A 19,119-nucleotide genomic window follows, 5' to 3' on the forward strand; every position below is an offset into this window, starting at 1 on the left:
TAGATGACAGTGATAGAGTGAGAAAAGATATCTAGAAGTTTATGACGAATAAAAAAAGAGAGGCCATAAGACCTCTCTAGGAAGATTAGATTAATATCTGTATCTTAAAGACAATCGTAAATCTTGAGCTGTTTTAACTGCCCCTGGTGTTGAATCAACATCCATTGGAGTACCTGTCCAACCAAAGAAAGTATCACTACCAGTATAAGCATAATCGATATAAACATAGCTAAGTTGTGCTGTCAAGTTTTTACCGACAACTGGCATAATATAGTAGAGCTCATAGGCATTACCACGTGCTGCAAGTTTAGATCCTGCTAAAGTATCCTCACCATAGGTAAAGCTTCTCCAGTATTTGCTACCATGATTATACTCAAGACCAAGTCTTTGACCTTTCATAATACCTGGAACTTGAACACCTGTATAAATTGAAGAACCAAATTCTTTATCTGAAGAACCAAGCATACCAGCCATAGAAACTAATCCAGAAGAAGATATAGCACCCAATTGATTATTATTTGGATCTGTCTTGCTAAATGCATAAGAGAGGAAGAAAATACTATCATCCAAGAAATCACTAATGCCGTCACCAATACCATTAACTTGTAATGATAAAGTACCTCCAGTCATATCACCAACATCTGCAAAATTAAAATATGGTTTTTGAACATACGTCAATCCGCTACTAGTATAAACTGGTGTCATAGCTATACCCTGAACATTCATATCCATCATATTTTTTGCAACAAGGTAATTACCCATTAACTTATACTGACCATTGTCAAAGAATTGAACAATTAAACCAGCTAAATCCATATTAGGGGTTTGATCATCATTAACATACCCTGGATTAAAGCCCATGCTACTCATATTCATTGAATATGCCCCAGTCGTATTTGAGAATCCTCGACCTAAACATAATTTGGCATAAAGACCTGAGATACCAGTAACTTTATCGAAGTCAAATTTAAAGCTAGCACCATCAAATTCCATATTGATATTATGGCTAATTGGTGAAGCAGGGTTTTCATTATCATTTCTTAGATTTGCCAAGAAACCATCAACAGATGGGCGACGACCAAATGAAGCGCTATAATGTACATCACCCATATCACCAGTATATAAGAAATAAGCTTCTCTTAAACGAATATTTGAATCATTCGGTTTTTGAGAATCATACCAATCAAATGTTTGAAAATAACTAGTACTACTTATATTAGTTTGACCAAATGCTTTATATGCTGCCAAAGATCCCTTGAATACTAAATTGTCAGCTGGCTGTGCGCCCATACCAAGAATAAGTTTATTGGTCCAAACACCGTTGTCTTGTTTATCGGCACCTTGAATTTTGTAATCTACGTAATCATATGCTGTTCTAAAATCAACATTCCATTTAATATTATCACCTGCATCATGTGCTTTGATCTCAGAAACTTGAGCTCGAAGTGCATCTACATTGATTTTTGATTGAGCATCTTTTAGCTCTGCCATTTGCGCTTTAAGCGCCTCTACTTCTTGCTTGAGTGAATCATCAGCAGCAAATGCTGAAGATGATAATGCAGCTCCTATGAGCAATGGAGCAATAAATTTCTTCATTTTTTTTTTACCTTTTTAAGTAATAATTATTTTACACAACTAGCAAGACGGAACGTTGCCGCTATCGCTTGCAAACTCAACACAGAAATCTCTAATATCTGGCATAAATTTCTCAAATTTATCGCCTTTTAGAAATCCATCCAATCCTGGATACTTTTTGCCATACTCAGCAACAAATTTTTCTGCTTTACCATCAAAAAGTGCTTTCCACTCTGCTTGAGTGTGTTGTGTTGCGAATTTCGCACCATTCATTCCTGAACCATCTTTCATATACTTAAGATAGTACTTTTGTCCTTTTGCTGCATCTGCAAATGCAGATGTACTCATTAACCCCAATACCAAGAATGCTGAAACAAGTAAACCGAAGACTTTTTTCATCATTTCTCCTTTCCAAAATTTAAATATGGAGTCATCATAACAAAAGTAAAATAAATTTTAATTTAAAAAGTTAATTATTAGAAGAAATAAGTAAATATTATTTTTATTTTTCTTAAAAAATGAGGTTTAAAGCTGAATAGTAGCACTATTTAAGTAAATATTATTTAACTTTAATAATTGCTTTTCAGATAATTTTATTATTTATCTGAAAAGCGTAAAATATTTTAGAAAGAATTAACAAGACGGAACGTTGCCGCTATCGCTTGCAAACTCAATACAGAAATCTCTAATATCTGGCATAAATTTCTCAAATTTATCGCCTTTTAGAAAGCCATCTAACCCTGGATATTTTTTTGAATACTCAGCAACAAATTTTTCTGCTTTACCATCAAAAAGTGCTTTCCACTCTGCTTGAGTGTGTTGTGTTGCGAATTTCGCACCATTCATTCCTGAACCATCTTTCATATACTTAAGATAGTACTTTTGTCCTTTTGCTGCATCTGCAAATGCAGATGTACTCATTAACCCCAATACCAAGAATGCTGAAACAAGTAAACCGAAGACTTTTTTCATGTTATATCCTTATAATTTAAGTTGAACGCTCATAGTAACGCAAAGAGTCTAAAAGATAATTGAAAAAATAAAACTGTATATATTTAATAATAATTATAATAAAAATAAATGATATTTAAATAATGAGCTTACAAAATTTTATTTAACAAGGGCAGCAGAATACCAAGAGAGATAAAGAGGTGTATAAAGTGAAGAAGAGATCATATGATGATTTATGATCAAATAATGATGAAGCTTTGTATTGAGAATAATCAGAGGAAAGCGCCTTTGAATAAGACGAGATAAAAGGTATGTTGTAAAAGAAAGAATCACGAACTGGCAGCGACCTACGTTTCCATCCCAGTAAGGGAAAGTATTATCGGCGATGAAGAGCTTAGCTTCCTGGTTCGAAATGGGACAGGGCGTTTCCTCTTCTCTATAGCCACCAGAATCGTGAATTAAATCTATGTCGTATTATAACGAAATAGGCTTAATTCACCATTCTTCAGGTGATTTTAGTATTGTCTAGTCAACAAAGCGCTTTACACTTAATAAGGAAGTGAAATAGCATTATCATACGTAATAATATGTAAGCCAAACGACCTATTAGTACTGGTCAGCTAAAGGGCTCTCACCCATTACACACCCAGCCTATCAAACATGTAGTCTTCATGAGGTCTTCAGGGAAAGTTAATCTTGGAGTTGGCTTCCCGCTTAGATGCTTTCAGCGGTTATCACATCCGAACATAGCTACCGGGCGATGCTCTTGGCAGAACAACCCGTACACCAGTGGTTCGTTCAACCCGGTCCTCTCGTACTAGGGTTAACTCTCCTCAACTTTCCTACGCCCACGGCAGATAGGGACCGAACTGTCTCACGACGTTCTGAACCCAGCTCGCGTACCGCTTTAAATGGCGAACAGCCATACCCTTGGGACCTGCTCCAGCCCCAGGATGCGATGAGCCGACATCGAGGTGCCAAACCTCCCCGTCGATGTGAGCTCTTGGGGGAGATCAGCCTGTTATCCCCGGGGTACCTTTTATCCTTTGAGCGATGGCCCTTCCACACAGAACCACCGGATCACTATGACCGACTTTCGTCTCTGCTCGACGTGTATGTCTCACAGTCAAGCTGGCTTGTACCATTATACTCTGCGAACGATTTCCAACCGTTCTGAGCCAACCTTTGTAAGCCTCCGTTACTTTTTAGGAGGCGACCGCCCCAGTCAAACTACCCACCAGACATTGTCCTGAACATAGATAATATGTCCCAGTTAGCTATCAGAATAAAGAAGAGTGGTATCTCAACAATGGCTCAAGTACAACTGGCGTCATACTCTCAAAGCCTCCCACCTATCCTGCACATCTTTATCCCAACAGCAGTGTCAAGCTATAGTAAAGGTCCACGGGGTCTTTCCGTCTTGCCGCGGGTAGGAGGAATTTTCACCTCCACTACAATTTCACTGGATTCCTGGTCGAGACAGCTCCCATCTCGTTACGCCATTCATGCAGGTCGATATTTAATCGACAAGGAATTTCGCTACCTTAGGACCGTTATAGTTACGGCCGCCGTTTACTGGGGCTTCGATCAATGGCTTCGCTTGCGCTAACCACATCAATTAACCTTCCAGCACCGGGCAGGCGTCACACCCTATACATCCTCTTACGAGTTAGCAGAGTGCTGTGTTTTTGGTAAACAGTCGGGAGGGACTCTTTGTTGCAACCTTTTCCGCTTTTTGGAGCAAGTCCATATACAGAAGGAGGCACACCTTATACCGAAGATACGGTGCTATTTTGCAGAGTTCCTTAACCAGGTTTCTTCCACGCGCCTTAGAATACTCATCTCACCCACCTGTGTCGGTTTACGGTACGAGCAATTACAGATATACTTAGAAACTTTTCTTGGCTCGACGGCATCAACGATTCACCATCCACTCCGAAGAGCATCAAGTGCCTGTCAGGTCTCGAATAAAGAAATACGGATTTGCCTGTATCTCAATCTACACCCTTCGAACAACTATTCCATCAGTTGCCTCGTTTAGCCCTAAGCGTCCTTCCATCGCGCTCTATAATTGGTGTTGGAATATTAACCAACTTTCCATCGTCTACCCCTTTCGGACTCGACTTAGGTCCCGACTAACCCTACGATGACGAACATCGCGTAGGAAACCTTGGGTTTTCGGCGAACAGGATTCTCACCTGTTTTATCGCTACTCATGCCTGCATACTCACTTCTAGCCGCTCCAGCGCTCCTTACCGGTACACCTTCAATGCTGACTAGAACGCTCTCCTACCACTCTATTAAAAATAGAATCTACAGCTTCGGTGGATAACTTTAGCCCCGTTATATTTTCCGCGCAGAATCGCTAGACCAGTGAGCTGTTACGCTTTCTTTAAAGGATGGCTGCTTCTAAGCCAACCTCCTGGTTGTTTGAGCAACTCCACATCGTTTTCCACTGAGTTATCACTTTGGGACCTTAGCTGGTAGTCTGGGTTGTTCCCCTCTTGACGACGCATTTTATCACCCGCCGCCTGACTGCCATGATTACATATACGGTATTCGGAGTTTGACAGGGTTTGGTACCTTGGTATAGGCCCTAGCCCAATCAGTGCTCTACCCCCGTATACTACAACATGACGCTATACCTAAATATATTTCGGAGAGAACCAGCTATCACGAAGTTTGATTGGCCTTTCACCCCTATCCACAAGTCATCCCGAGACTTTTCAACGTCAATGAGTTCGGTCCTCCACTAGCTCTTACACCAGCTTCAACCTGCTCATGGATAGATCACTTCGCTTCGGGTCTGCAGCATCTGACTAATTCGCCCTATTAAGACTCGCTTTCGCTACGGCTCCGAGTTTTCTTAACCTCGCCAGATACCACAACTCGCAGGCTCATTATGCAAAAGGCAGTCCATCACCCTGATAAATCATAGGGCTCTGAATGATTGTAAGCAAATGGTTTCAGGTTCTATTTCACTCCCCTCACTGGGGTTCTTTTCACCTTTCCCTCACGGTACTGGTTCACTATCGGTCTGTAAGTAGTATTTAGGGTTGGGAGGTGGTCCTCCCGGCTTCAGACAGAATACCACGTGTTCCGCCCTACTCAGGATACTGCTAAGATGAATCTAGATTTCGTATATGGGACTATCACCCGCTATGGTTAACCTTTCCAGGTTACTCTACTACCTATCATCATTCTATAACGCAGTCCTACAACCCCAGATGCAAGCATCTGGTTTGCCCTCTTCCAAGTTCGCTCGCCGCTACTATCGGAATCTCTATTTGATTTCTCTTCCTCTGGCTACTGAGATGTTTCACTTCACCAGGTTCGCTCCCCGCAGGGTAACTGACATTCCTGTCAGTTGGGTTGCCCCATTCGGAAATTTGCGGATCAAAGCTTCTTGACAGCTCCCCGCAACTTATCGCAGTCTAGTACGTCCTTCATCGCCTCTTACAGCCTAGGCATCCACCATTCGCTCTTAATAGCTTACCTATTCGTATTCTAATGCACATTTCACTCCCTTATTAAATGTAAACCATCTAACAAGTTGTAAATTGTTTTTTTGCGTTTTGTTGACTTTGACAATAATAAATTAAATAACATTTAGACTAAAAAGTCTAATATAAAAACAACCACAATTGTTCTTATATTAGACGTTGTGTCCTCATTTTCACTAACAATGTCTTGATACAATCTTTCACCATTTTTGATAAAATGGTGGAGAATAGCGGGATCGAACCGCTGACCTCCTGCGTGCAAAGCAGGCGCTCTCCCAGCTGAGCTAATTCCCCATGGCTGGCCTGATGACGCAGTTATTTTCTGCAGAGACAAGGCAGTTTTTTAAATGGTGCAGGAGCGTACATTAAGTACGTGACTAAACCATTTAAAAAACTAACACAGGCTATGCGAAAAAGAACAAGTCATGGTGGGCTTAAGAGGACTCGAACCTCTGACCTTACCCTTATCAGGGGTACGCTCTAACCACCTGAGCTATAAGCCCCTCTTTCATTCAATCTCTCAAAACTAAATAAGCTTCCTTAGCAGTTCTCGCCGGAGCACCATTGTGAGATAGTGCCCCTATACTCTAGAAAGGAGGTGATCCAACCGCAGGTTCTCCTACGGTTACCTTGTTACGACTTCACCCCAGTCGCTGAACCCACCGTGGTCGGTAACTAGTTTAGTATTCCGGCTTCGGGTGAATTCAACTCCCATGGTGTGACGGGCGGTGAGTACAAGACCCGGGAACGTATTCACCGTAGCATATCTGATCTACGATTACTAGCGATTCCAGCTTCATGGAGTCGAGTTGCAGACTCCAATCCGAACTGAGACTAGGTTTTAAGATTTGCTCCACTTCGCAGTATCGCGTCTCTTTGTCCTAGCCATTGTAGCACGTGTGTAGCCCTGGCCATAAGGGCCATGATGACTTGACGTCGTCCTCACCTTCCTCCTCCTTACGAAGGCAGTCTGATTAGAGTGCTCAGCCGAACTGTTAGCAACTAATCACGAGGGTTGCGCTCGTTGCGGGACTTAACCCAACATCTCACGACACGAGCTGACGACAGCCGTGCAGCACCTGTCTCTAAGTTCTAGTAAACTAGCACTCCCGTATCTCTACAGGATTCTTAGGATATCAAGGCCAGGTAAGGTTCTTCGTGTATCTTCGAATTAAACCACATGCTCCACCGCTTGTGCGGGTCCCCGTCTATTCCTTTGAGTTTTAATCTTGCGACCGTACTCCCCAGGCGGCACACTTAATCTGTTAAGTGCATTACTGCAATGACTAGCATCGCAACAACTAGTGTGCATCGTTTAGGGCGTGGACTACCAGGGTATCTAATCCTGTTTGCTCCCCACGCTTTCATGCCTCAGCGTCAATAATGTTCCAGTAGATCGCCTTCGCAATCGGTATTCCTGGTGATATCTACGGATTTTACCCCTACACCACCAATTCCATCTACCTCTCCCATATTCTAGGTGACCAGTTTCGAGAGCAGTTCAACGGTTAAGCCGTTGGATTTCACTCTCGACTTGATTTCCAGCCTACGCATCCTTTACGCCCAGTGATTCCGAGTAACGCTTGCACCCTCCGTATTACCGCGGCTGCTGGCACGGAGTTAGCCGGTGCTTATTCATAAGGTACCGTCATTATCTTCCCTTATAAAAGGAGTTTACACACCGAAATGCGTCATCCTCCACGCGGCGTTGCTGCATCAGAGTTTCCTCCATTGTGCAATATTCCCCACTGCTGCCTCCCGTAGGAGTCTGGACCGTGTCTCAGTTCCAGTGTGCCTGATCATCCTCTCAGACCAGGTAGGCGTCATAGTCTTGGTAGGCCATTACCCCACCAACTAACTGATACCATAAAGCCCCATCCTTTAGCAATAAATCTTTCCCAACTTACCTTATGATAAGAAGGAGTATGGGGTATTAGCAGCCGTTTCCAACTGTTGTCCCCCACTAAAGGGCAGGTTAGCTATACATTACTCACCCGTGCGCCACTAACGAAATAAGCAAGCTTATTTCATCCGTTCGACTTGCATGTGTTAAGCACGCCGCCAGCGTTCACTCTGAGCCAGGATCAAACTCTCCATAAAATTTTTATGAAGTGTTCTTCATTTGACTTAAAGTATCTCTTTTTTTAATAAAGAGTTGATAATCTCTTTTTTCGCGTCACTGACTAAGGTCGCTTATTTAGATTTCAAAGATTGAATTTGACATTGTTAAAATGGTAATGAACGTGAAGCTTATCCCCTACTTTGGGTACTTCTCTTTAACCCCGCTTTCTCAAACGAGGACGAAATTATATATCCTTACACCTTACAAAGACATTAAACATATACAGGTTCAGATTAGTTTTTTTATTCCTCTCAAGTTGATTAATTTTTCGTTTACTCTCTTTCCATATAATAGACAATCCACAAATTGCATTTCATCTTATTAATTTGATAAAATGCGATTTGATTTTACGTCTTTTGAAGGAGAATTACATGGGACTGTATGACAGAAACTACATACAACACAATGCTCAAGAGAGTACCTACGAGCAGACAAAGGTCAATGAAAGCTCTATGGGAGTTTTTATTAAACAGACCTATCAACTGTTTGCAGCATCATTACTTGCGGCAAGTGCTGGCTCATATGTTGGAATTGGTATGGCAAAAACTATCTCTTCTTGGTATTTAGGCCTTGTCATTTTAGAGTTTGTCTTCTTATTTGGACTTTTTGCTGCTAAAAAGAAAGCTGGGCTCAATATGATTTTGCTTTTTGGTTTTACATTTATCAGTGGATTAACACTCGTCCCTTTGCTATCACATACATTGGGAATGCCAGGGGGTGCTAGTATTGTGGCTAATGCCTTCATTTTAACAACAGTTGCTTTTGGCGGTCTTTCTGTATTTGCGATGAATACCACAAGAGATTTTTCTGCAATGGGTAAGATGTTATTTATTACATTGATTGTAATTGTGGTTGCGGGTATTATTAATATCTTTTTTCATAGCCCAATTTTACAACTAGCTATTGCTAGCATTAGCTCTATCTTGTTTAGTGCATTTATTCTTTATGATACACAAAACATTATTAAAGGTGCTTATGAGACACCTATTGAAGGCGCTATTGCATTGTATTTAGATTTTTTAAATCTCTTTATCTCTTTACTTCAAATTCTAGGAATTTTTGGATCACGCGACGAATAGGCTTTTATTCAAATATACAAAAGGGGCGAGAGAATTTAATTCCTCTGCCCCTTTTTTTTATTTACATGTAAAATATTTTAACCTAAAGGTTCATTGACCTTGATCTCACATTTACCACTTTTATCACATTTAATATTGGCATCAAAGTAAAATATTTTACTAACATCAATTTTTGTATTTTTAAGTTTTAAGAACGCTTCCATAGATCTTCCACCTGCTGAGCAGTTCATAATCACCACTTTACCTTTAGGAAGCTTGGCTGCAAATTCCGTTGCACTCATTTTCCCTGCTTCAATATTGATAGCCCCTTTAATATGCCCATTAGCAAACTCACCAGGTGTTCTAACATCTATTACAGCTACATTCGCAGGAATTTTATCACTCATAATAAGCGCTTTATACCATTCTCCATCCACAGTACCCTCATCTTCACCTAATTTGATACCGTCCACAAAAGCATCTTTTTTAGGCGTCGTTGCTACTTCTACTTTTTTAGCACCACCCGCTGTGGTTTGCAACCCTGCTTCTTTCCATTCAGGGTACCCACCAGCGTAGACACTGATTTTTTGATAGCCAAATTCTTGAAGTTTTTTAGCTAAATTATGTGATTTAGCACATGAATAGCCTTCGCAAAAGCTTACGATAGGGGTTGTTTTATCTACAGGCAATCGACCTTTTAGTTTATCAAGCTCTTCATCGCTCATATACATTGAACCTGGTATTGTTCCTGCCATATATTTTGCATAAGGACGTGCATCCATAAAAAGAGCACTGTTATTTTTGAAAATGGCTTGAGCTGCTGGCAAGCCTATTTCTGGATAGTTTTTAGTAATCCATTCAGGTTCACCCGCTTGGTACAATTTAACATTAGTAAAGCCTTGTTCTTTCAGATAGCCTGCAACGATTGGGCTTTTTTCACACTCCCATCCACCACAATAGACAATAATTTCTTTATCTTTAGCCACTTTATCTAATTGACCAATATATTGATCAATTTGCGTATCGGGAATATTCAAGCTTGAAGGAATCGTACTTGCTAAATATTTTGGATGGGGACGAGCGTCAATCAAGAGTGCTTTGGCACCATCTCTTGTTCCATTACCTATAGCTATTTTAACGTAAGCATAATCTACATTTTCAAGTTTATACTTTTCAATCAACTCTTTGACATGTGCTGTTGGTTCAGTTAATACTTTTGCACTCGGGGTGCTTGCTTCTGGATGTGTGCTACATCCGCCAAGTAGCAAACCTATAACAACAATGCTTGAACTAATTATGCGTAATTTCATCTTATTTCCTTTTTCATAGTTGTACATTGTTAGACTCAATTCTTAAAAATATTTCTTGAGCACTAAAACGTTATTAATCACTATTGTGACACCAAAAAGCTATAGACCTAATAATTATATAAATAAAATATAATAAAAATTATATTTTATTACTTAAAAAGAATTAGACATTTAAAAAAAGTTTAACAAAAAAACTATTTTTTACCAAGAGTAGCATATGATTTTTGATAATTCAAACGTGGAGTCAAAGAAGATTTTAAAAGCGAGGTATGGGGGAAAATATTTCCCCCAAAAGATGAAAAAACTATAATTTAATGATGTGCACTTTCAGTATCATCAAGATTAAATACTTTATCTGCAAGATAATACATAAATAACGCTAAGCCAATGCCACCAAATCCTATTGCAAACTCTGCTGCAGAAGGAAAATAATTTACAAAGGTAGGTGCTAGTTGGTATTCTGCACGTTTGAGTGTTGTCATAGGATAGAGCAATGTGTCATGAACCAAATCATAACGCATAAAGAAAATACCCACCATGCCTGATATAGAGGCATATACGGTTGCTTTAATTGCCTTGGCATTACTGACCAAAATAATCGTAAATGGTATCAACATGCCTAAAATTAACTCACCGAACCAAAAAGTGGGGCTTTTCGTCGCATGTAAAATAGTTTCTGCACGCTCTGGCATATCTCCATAAAGTGCTGTTATAATTTTCCATGCTTCAAAGAAGATAAGTACCGCTAAAAGCATGCCTAAAATTTTTGCAAGTTTGACAAGCATTACACTTACTTTTTCAGGGAAATTCATTTTATATCTAAAACCATACATTAAGAAAACCAAATAACATCCTGTGATCATTGCTGAAAGAATGAAATAGACAGGATAAAATACACCATTGGCAGATGGACGTGAGATCAAAAATCCAAAAACGGCACCAAGATTTGAGTGTGCTGCAAGACCGACTAAAAGACCGCAAATACCAAAGATTTTAGAAAACGTATGATTGACTTTAATCGCTAAAAAGAAAAATTCTAAACAGATAAACGTAAGGTAAAGACCATACAAGGTTCCCATCCACCAAATAGCAGAGGTAAGCCCTGGTGTTAAGACGTTGTAAATCAACATCGTCATTGGGTGACCAATTTCTAAGCCAATAACGGCGAAACCTGAACTAATCGTGATAATGGCACCCGCAATGGCACGCTTACCAATTTGTTGAAACTCTGGAATGCCAAAAACATGCCCAATTGAAGAGATAATACAAAGACCCGTACTGGATACAACAAAGAAAACATACATCGCAATTAGTAAACCCCATGGATGTTGTCTTGTTACATTATATACATGATGTCCATGCAAAATGTAGGCAACCGCACCTGCAGCAAAAGCTGCAAGAAGTGCGACAGTTGTAAATGCCATCACTAAATTGAGTGGTGTTTTTTCAAAATAAAAGAGTTTTTTCAAAGAAATTGTTTGCATCATAAACTCCTACAATATATAAAATAGTTTTGGTTTAGTACCCAAGTGACTCTTCACTTGACGATACTCTTTATTCACAAGCAACTGTGAAATTTCGCTATTTGGATCATCCAAGTCACCAAATACTCTTACTTTTGTCGGGCAGGTTGCTTGACATGCTGTGGTTGTTTCACCATTAGCCAGTCTCGTATCTGAACAGAAAGTACATTTATCAACCGTATTGGTTCGATTATCCACATAACGCGCATCATAAGGGCACGCATTAATACAATACGTACACAAGATACATTTAGTAGGATCAACCATAACCATGCCATCTTTACTGTAATAAGTTGCATTCGTAGGGCAGACTTGTTGACACGGTGCATTGTCACAATGTTGACATTGACTTGGTTGATAGGTTTGGGACGCAATAGAGATATTGGGAAATTGTCCTTCTGCCTCTTTAACCCCTACCCAAATACGATAATGATCGGGTAGGAGTAAAACACCATTTTCTTCTTTACATGCACTTTCACATGCTTTACAATTAATACAATTATTGTAATTTAGTGCCATTCCATAACGTGCCATAATCAAACCTTTCTAATTTCTACAATTGTGTCATGAAGACAAGAGGCTCCATGCATTGGCTCAATGCTATCTTCAATAATCGCTGCATCATTACCACCATTATGATATGCGCGCGTTAATGCTTCAGAGTAGTTGCCAAATCCATGGATAAAGAAGAGTGTATCGGGACCAATTTTCTCGGTTGGATACGCTTTAATCGTTGTTTTACCCACTTTACTGGCGACTTCGATTTTATCACCAAATTTGATACCCATTTTTTCTGCTGTACGTTTGTTAATCCATGCAAAATTTTCAGGAACAAGGTTCAGCAACATGCGATTGTTAGATGTACCAGATTGTGTAAATTGAGCATGGCGACCGGTTACAAATCTAAATTTACCAGCAGGAACAGCCATTTCATACTCTTTTTTCCATACAGGCATCGCATCAATACCTTTTTTAGCAAGTGCAGGGACTGAACACTCAACTTTACCTGATGGCGTAGCAAATTTATTATTCTTTACAGAATAAGCGCGTTTTGCATCAGGATAGTATTCATAGTCATTCACACCTGTTTTTTTGAAATATTCATTCATATTAGGATAGAAGACACCTTTTTCTTTTAATATTTCTGCGGCACCTTCATACTTAGCAACGGCATGCTCATTCAGCTCTTCTTGTGAAGAAGCAAATGGCTTGGTAAGATCAAAATCTCCATATACTTTATCTTCGCCATCATCTTCAATGGATGATTGCACATCTTCATCGTATTTTTTTGTGATTTCAAACAGTGGTTTTGAAAGTTTTGCGCTGAGTCCACGCATAATTTCCATAATCGGCTTACTCTCAAACATAGGATCAACCACTTTATTGCGTTGTGCTATAGAAGGCTCAATACCCCCAAAAGAGACAACAGGATCGGTTCGCTCTAAGTAAGTACACTCCGGTAAGATAACATCACTGAGCATCACGGTATCACTTGGCATCGTATCAATCGTAACGACTAAATCCAAGTTTTTAAGAAACTCTGCTGTTTTAGCGTTGTTTGGCATATTTTGCATTGGATTGTGTTTGTAGTTAAACAGTGCACGAATCGGATAGGGGCTTCTTTTTTCTAACACCATGTTTCTAAAAGCGACCCATGAACCAGAACCGCCCACAACGGCTGCTTCATCTTTTTCAATTCTTGGTTTTGCTTGTGCATACATTGGAGAAGGAATTTCATGCTCGGCGAGTGCTAAACTTTTACCAAAACAGATACCACCTTTAATATCAACACCACCACCGAGTGCTGAAAAGATCGCTTGAGCTCGACGCAATTGGAAATCATTTTTAGACCATGTCGTACGTCTTCCTTGGTAGTAAATTGATTGAGGTGCATTCACCATAAAATCACGTGCAACTTGGTAAATATCGGCTGCTTTAATACCTGTAATTTTCTCAGCCCATTCAGGAGTGTAGTTATTACTTAAAATATGTTCTTTATAGGCATCAAAACCATTAAAATAGTTTTCAACAAACGCTTTATTGTAAATCTCTTCTTTGATCGCAACATAAGTGAGTGCTAGAACAAAAGCTAAATCAGTTCCAACATTAATAGCAAGCCATTTGTCACTTTTGGCTGCAGTATTGGTAAAGCGAGGATCGACGGTTACGAGTTTTGCACCACGACCTTTGGTACGTTTGAAAAAATCCATGGTATCGGGAGTCACAATGGCTTCCGCACGATTGGCTCCTGCCATAATGACATACTTGGCATTGTCCAAGTCGGCTTGACCATAACCACCAATGGTGAGTGAATACCCTGAAACGGTTGTTGCAAGACAAAGACTTACATGGTTAAGAAAATGAGAAGAACCAAACATCGTAAAGAAACTGTGGAACGTATGTTCTGCCATACCTTCTCCCGCACAAAAAGCTACGGTTGAACGGTTATCTTTCTCTTCATCTAAAATTTTGGTGAGTTTTTCATTAATGTAAGCATATGCTTCGTCCCAACTGACGCGCTTAAACTTGCCACTTCCTTTTTCACCATCACGAATTAACGGATACTTTAAACGATCTGGATCATACAGTGCTTGAATACCTGAATTGCCTCTTGCACAAAGCATATTACGTGATTTTGGGAAAAGTGGGTTCGGATCAAGTTTTTCAACGACTCCATTGTGTACATGCGCAATTGCCGCACATTTATTAACACACATTTCACATAATGTTGCTACTCTTTTATCTTCATTGCCAACTTTTTTGGCTGGTGATGTAGCGCTCGCCATAATGGAAGAGGAACTAAGGCTCACTCCGCCAGCGATAGACATCGCTACACTCCCTTGAAGAAATCTCCTTCTCGAGATCTCTACTTTCATCGCGTCTCCTTGTTATCTTTTGCCTTTAAGTTTCGTACTTTAAAACTGGGTTTAAAAGTACGTCTTTGTATATCCATTGTAAAGCATCTATCTTAGAAAGAACTTACAAAAGATAAAAAAAAGTATCATAAAATGCAAAAAGCTATATAAACGCCTATTTTAGGTGATTTAAAATGTAATAAATTATGAGATATTTGGATATATTTTAGGTATAAAGTAAATTTTTGTAAACTTTTTTTGCCATTTTTTTCTAATTTTAGATAAAAAAATACGATGAAAGTAAATTTATTCATTTAAGGATAAACACTTATTATAGGCATTTTTATAAATTTTGGTTATATTTTATTAACCTTTTGAAATATTTTAGATATACCCCAAATAAAAAGTACTTCAAATTCAAGATATTCATGTGGATAATTTTGAATCAATGCTTTGGTTTGTGTCACATTTAACCTTCTTTGCCCACCACTAACGCCACTTTTTTTGATGTAGCGAAATTTTGAAAGATTGTCATCAAAAAAGAGGCGAAATGTTTTGATTTCATATTTACATGTAAAATGAGTTTCAAACATTTCGGCTAAGCTTTTTGCGTTGGGTAAAAAGGTAGGCAGATGACTCATCGCATAGATCGTTTCGAAAGTTTTATCGGTAAAAACAGCAAATGCCCCTTCTTTACATGTAAAGACCATTTTGGAGATTAACGCTTTGATATCATTGGCCCATTGCAATGCAGAAGATGAAACCAAAAGATCGTAAGGCGGTGTCAATTTTGAAAGCAATGTAAGTGCCTCAAAATCCTCACAAATAATTTCAACCTCTTTACATGTAGGGTGAAGATCACACATACCTTGAGCACTGTCCACTCCTGTAAAACGCTCTACCTGCCATGTAATATTTTTAAATACGGCACCACTTCCACACCCCAAATCTAAAATTGTTTTAGGCTGAGTTGTAATATGGGAAACTAAATAATGTGCTATATCTTGTTGTAATGCAGTGTAATCATCGTAACGATAGGCATTTTTAGAAAATTCTTTGATATGTTTTGCGATCATGTTAACAGAATATCCACTCTTTTTTAAATAAATTATACTGCCTTCTCTTTTAAAAACGAGACCTTTACATGTAAAAAAATTTAACTATGAGCAATGTAAGTTTAAGATAATTTTTTCTACAATAAATGATCATAAAAATAAAGGGGCAAAAATGTCTAAATGCGGGCGTTTAGGTATTTTGATGTGCCTTATAATAAGCACACCAGTCTGGGCAGCTATCGGTCAAGTTTCACTTTTAAAGGGCGAGGCTATCGCCAACCGCAATCAAAAAATAGTTTCGCTTACCAGTGGCGCAACATTTGAAGAACATGACATCATCACAACACGTGCAAACAGTCAAATTCAGCTCACCTTTGAAGATAAAACGGTCATTACGCTGGGTAGTGAAAGTGTATTAAATATTCAAGAGTACCTTAATGATGCAGAACAACCTAAAGCCAAATTCAAATTTGGCCAAGGCACTTTTAAAAGTATCACGGGACAAATTGGTAAAAAAGCACCTGAAAATTTTAAACTTGAAACATCCACTGCCACGATTGGTATTCGGGGTACAACCGTTGCAGGTACAGCTGCTGCAGAAGGTTCACAAAATACTGTAGAACTTCTTGCATGCCTTGATGGAGAAATTGTTGTTTCGAATAATCATGGTAGTGTTATTATAAGCTCGGGATACTTTACACTCGTAAGTCCAAATATGCCGCCACCGCCGCCTGTAGTTATGACGCCACAACAAATACAGCAGTTGTACCAAGGGGCAATCAATGCACGACCACCATTGCCAGAGCATGAACAAAATGAAGCTGAAAATACACCACCTCCGCCATCACCACAGCAACAAATTCAACCACCCTCTCCTACTATGCCAGCATTAGCAGAGCAAGCTTCTCAAACCAATACTTCAACCAATATCGCTCACGCTATCACTAATCATGTAGAAGAAATTTTCAACAACAATGGAAACAATGGAAATTTGACATATCCAACCTTTAATCCACCACTACAAGCGGCTACTCATGCAGCTGGCATCATTAATCTCGTTGGTATTGCAACTTCCACATACACTCAAGATGGTATGACGCGAACCAGTGCCACAGATACTTTGACACTTAATCTTGATACGAGTGATGATAGTATCACCACCGATAGCTCTATTTTATTGGATCGTGGTGATGTTAACTACCCTGTATCTTTAGCCAAAGTCAAAGATTCCAATACAATGACCTATAAAAATAAAGATGAATTTTCCATCAAAAATTTTGACTCACAAGCAGGTTGGATGCAAACCGAAAATACCTATACCAATGACTATGTTTCATGGGGGTACTGGGCAATGAAAATCAATAATGACAGTAAACTCCTAAGCAGCACTAACTATTGGGTTGCAGGTAAAAATGTAGATGCCGATACCGCCAATAATTATATTACCACTAAAATTCACGAGACATCCGCCACATCCTATGCCTATAATGGTCATGTTATCGGGTCGGTCAGCGATAGAGTCAACAACTACAGCATTAACCCCACCAACAACAATGATGTCAAATTAAATTTTAATTTTGGGGCGGGGAGTGGTAGTCTCTTAAATACCAGTTATATTCAATTCCAAACCAATCAGGCAACCCCGCAAACATGGAAAATTTTCCCTTCTGGCACGATTGAAGGAGGTAGCTTTAATCTTCAAAAAGAAGCGAATGTGGCTATTAATGGTACTACCAATAATGCTAGCCTCAGCACCATTAGAGGTCAGTTCTATGGTAATGAGGTTCAAGTTGTCGGCGGAACATTTAGTGCAACAGCGGGCACCAATACCGCTACGGGCGTTTTTAAGGCGGTCAAATAATGAAACTCTCACATATCGCACTCATTGCTCTTCTTGGGACACACCTTTTGGCACAAGAACCAACATCTGGAGAACTTTATAGTTCGGCTCAAAAAGCCTATACTCAAAATGACTTTGCTACGGCATATTCACTTTTTGAACAGCTTTTTGAACAAACACCCAACAACGCCGAAATTAACTTTTTTGTGGGACGATGTGCCTTAGAACTTCGTCATTATGACGAGGCTGTCGCAGCATTTGATCGTGTGCTGATTCTCAACCCAAAACACACACGTACTCACCTTGAAATGGCACGCCTCTACTTTGAACGCAAACAGTTAGAGCTTGCACAAAGTGAACTCGACCTCGTCTTGAATGAACAACTTCCTAGCGATGTACGAGACTCCGCTATGGCATTTAAACACACCATTGATGAAAATCTGAGCCGCCATCGCTTTGGAGGAGCCCTCATTGTAGGTGGAGGATACGATAGTAATGTCAATAATGATATCGGCGCAAAACAGTTCACCATACCCGCTTTAAATATCCCGATCTCAGGTAATGCAAAAAATGGAGATGGCTATGGTTTTTCAACGTTTGTTTTCAACCACAGTTATGACTTTGGTGATCGCGGTGGATGGAGTTTGGAAAACAGCTTCATAGCTTACGATAAACTCTACTCCCAATCGAGCCTAAACAACCTCGTTCTCTTTTCACTCTCAAGTGCACCAACGTGGAGTGAAGATAAAACTACCGTAGCACTTCCTGTCACATTTGATCGTGTTTATATCGATGGCAAAGGCTATCTTGCCAATATTGGAGCAGGCGTTAAAAGCAGTTATCTTCTTGACCCGCTCTCTCAAATTGAGGGGGGCTATAGCTTTAAGCGAGGGTATTATCACGATGAGACATACGATGTCAATGCACATCTGCTCTTTATCAATTATCGACGTATCATCGGCGAAAACCTCTTTGCATTAGGACTTCATACCAGTTATGGCATTAACAAAGAAGTAGAGTCTGTGCGCACCGATGTGCAAGATAAAGAGTGGAAATACGGGCTTGATCTCTCTAAAGAATTTACCAAAGATTTTAGAAGTTCTTTAGGTTATACCCGCACTTCAACCAACTATGACGATGTGGATACTATTTTCTTGACTAAGCGCCAAGATGACAAAGACCAATATGAACTCTCTTTTGGCTACACACTCCAAAAGAACCTCTCTTTGGGAGCCAGTGTCATGTATAGCAACAATCACTCGAATCACGATCCTTATACTTACGATAAGATAAACGCACTTGCTAGCATTATGTGGGCATTCTAGCC

At 39.6% G+C, this 19,119-nt stretch carries 11 protein-coding genes, 2 tRNA genes and 3 rRNA genes; 3 read left to right on the forward strand and 13 right to left on the reverse strand.

The features are described from left to right. Window positions 1-90 precede the first annotated feature (90 nt). The 8 genes from FA584_RS13900 to FA584_RS13935 form a co-directional block, all read right to left on the reverse strand. The gene (locus FA584_RS13900) at window positions 91-1,596 is read right to left on the reverse strand and encodes a DUF3373 family protein (RefSeq protein ID WP_167749860.1); all 1,506 of its coding nucleotides are present in this window, start codon (window positions 1,594-1,596) and stop codon (window positions 91-93) included. A gap of 39 nt (window positions 1,597-1,635) precedes the next feature. Continuing rightward, window positions 1,636-1,974: a hypothetical protein gene (locus FA584_RS13905; RefSeq protein WP_167749861.1), complete on the reverse strand. Its 339-nt coding sequence runs from the start codon at window positions 1,972-1,974 to the stop codon at window positions 1,636-1,638. A 234-nt stretch (window positions 1,975-2,208) separates the two neighbouring features. Continuing rightward, on the reverse strand, window positions 2,209-2,547 hold the full coding sequence (locus FA584_RS13910) for a hypothetical protein (protein ID WP_167749862.1): 339 nt from the start codon (window positions 2,545-2,547) through the stop codon (window positions 2,209-2,211). Window positions 2,548-2,860: 313 nt separating this feature from the next. After that, window positions 2,861-2,976, reverse strand: a 5S ribosomal RNA gene (rrf, locus tag FA584_RS13915). A 135-nt stretch (window positions 2,977-3,111) separates the two neighbouring features. Continuing rightward, window positions 3,112-6,024 (reverse strand): 23S ribosomal RNA (locus tag FA584_RS13920). A gap of 223 nt (window positions 6,025-6,247) precedes the next feature. After that, window positions 6,248-6,323: transfer RNA gene (locus FA584_RS13925), tRNA-Ala, on the reverse strand. 132 nt (window positions 6,324-6,455) lie between these two features. Then, window positions 6,456-6,532: transfer RNA gene (locus FA584_RS13930), tRNA-Ile, on the reverse strand. An 88-nt stretch (window positions 6,533-6,620) separates the two neighbouring features. Further along, a 16S ribosomal RNA gene (locus FA584_RS13935) occupies window positions 6,621-8,129 on the reverse strand. Together the 16S, 23S and 5S rRNA genes with 2 tRNA genes alongside form the textbook arrangement of a ribosomal RNA operon. A 393-nt stretch (window positions 8,130-8,522) precedes the next feature. Between FA584_RS13935 and FA584_RS13940 the strand changes: the two genes are divergently transcribed. After that, window positions 8,523-9,230 carry a Bax inhibitor-1/YccA family protein gene (locus FA584_RS13940; RefSeq protein ID WP_167749863.1) on the forward strand — a complete coding sequence of 236 codons (708 nt, stop codon included), beginning with the start codon at window positions 8,523-8,525 and terminating at the stop codon, window positions 9,228-9,230. A 77-nt stretch (window positions 9,231-9,307) separates the two neighbouring features. Here FA584_RS13940 and FA584_RS13945 read toward each other — a convergent pair whose 3' ends face one another. The 5 genes from FA584_RS13945 to FA584_RS13965 all read right to left on the reverse strand — a co-directional run bounded on the left by FA584_RS13945 (window position 9,308) and on the right by FA584_RS13965 (window position 15,973). Beyond that, window positions 9,308-10,519 carry a rhodanese-like domain-containing protein gene (locus tag FA584_RS13945; RefSeq protein WP_167749864.1) on the reverse strand — a complete coding sequence of 404 codons (1,212 nt, stop codon included), beginning with the start codon at window positions 10,517-10,519 and terminating at the stop codon, window positions 9,308-9,310. Between the two features lie 311 nt (window positions 10,520-10,830). Next, window positions 10,831-12,003, reverse strand: coding sequence for an NrfD/PsrC family molybdoenzyme membrane anchor subunit (nrfD, locus tag FA584_RS13950; protein ID WP_228448031.1), 1,173 nt, complete (start codon window positions 12,001-12,003; stop codon window positions 10,831-10,833). A 9-nt stretch (window positions 12,004-12,012) separates the two neighbouring features. After that, window positions 12,013-12,576 carry a 4Fe-4S dicluster domain-containing protein gene (locus FA584_RS13955; RefSeq protein WP_087439769.1) on the reverse strand — a complete coding sequence of 188 codons (564 nt, stop codon included), beginning with the start codon at window positions 12,574-12,576 and terminating at the stop codon, window positions 12,013-12,015. 2 nt (window positions 12,577-12,578) lie between these two features. Further along, on the reverse strand, window positions 12,579-14,918 hold the full coding sequence (locus tag FA584_RS13960) for a molybdopterin-containing oxidoreductase family protein (RefSeq protein ID WP_167749866.1): 2,340 nt from the start codon (window positions 14,916-14,918) through the stop codon (window positions 12,579-12,581). A gap of 335 nt (window positions 14,919-15,253) precedes the next feature. After that, window positions 15,254-15,973, reverse strand: a complete 720-nt coding sequence (locus FA584_RS13965) for a methyltransferase domain-containing protein (protein WP_167749867.1) — start codon at window positions 15,971-15,973, stop codon at window positions 15,254-15,256. A 151-nt stretch (window positions 15,974-16,124) separates the two neighbouring features. Between FA584_RS13965 and FA584_RS13970 the strand changes: the two genes are divergently transcribed. Both FA584_RS13970 and FA584_RS13975 read left to right on the forward strand, forming a co-directional pair. Next, the gene (locus FA584_RS13970; RefSeq protein ID WP_167749868.1) at window positions 16,125-17,813 is read left to right on the forward strand and encodes a FecR family protein; all 1,689 of its coding nucleotides are present in this window, start codon (window positions 16,125-16,127) and stop codon (window positions 17,811-17,813) included. Next, complete coding sequence (locus FA584_RS13975) at window positions 17,813-19,117, forward strand: porin family protein (RefSeq protein WP_167749869.1); 1,305 nt, start codon at window positions 17,813-17,815, stop codon at window positions 19,115-19,117. Before FA584_RS13970 ends, FA584_RS13975 begins: the two co-directional genes overlap by 1 nt. Window positions 19,118-19,119: the final 2 nt, after the last annotated feature.

The organism is Sulfurospirillum diekertiae, assembly GCF_011769985.2.
GTDB classification, from domain to species: domain Bacteria; phylum Campylobacterota; class Campylobacteria; order Campylobacterales; family Sulfurospirillaceae; genus Sulfurospirillum; species Sulfurospirillum diekertiae.